Source organism: Psychrobacter sp. M9-54-1 (genome assembly GCF_016613355.1).
In the GTDB taxonomy this organism is placed as follows: Bacteria; Pseudomonadota; Gammaproteobacteria; order Pseudomonadales; family Moraxellaceae; genus Psychrobacter; species Psychrobacter faecalis.
On record NZ_JADGFW010000040.1, the window covers coordinates 1 to 353 of the forward strand.

General features: G+C 45.9%; 1 protein-coding gene. It reads left to right on the plus strand.

The window, feature by feature from the left end; translation table 11 throughout:
* Positions 1–353 (plus strand): IS982 family transposase (locus tag IQ457_RS12540; protein WP_200663691.1); only part of this gene is annotated, 353 nt, incomplete at both ends.

Consider the following 353-nt stretch of genomic DNA (forward strand, 5'->3'; position numbering starts at 1 on the left):
CATGCTTGGCATGATGAAACGGGAGTTTCCAAATCTGCCGAGCTACTCGCGATTTATAGAGCTAGTGCCGCGCAGTATCATGCCATTATGTGCCTACTTGCAAAGCATGATGGGCGACTGTACAGGTATCAGCTATATTGATTCAACCAAGATAGCAGTTTGTCATAACAAGCGTATCTACCGTCATAAAGTCTTTGAAGGACATGCAACCCGAGGCAAAAGCAGCATGGGCTGGTTCTATGGCTTTAAGCTGCATGCCATTATCAATCATAAGGGCGAGCTTGTATCTGTTAAAGTCACTGCGGGTAATACCGATGACAGAGTGCCTGTTAAGGATATGGCAACGTCTGTGT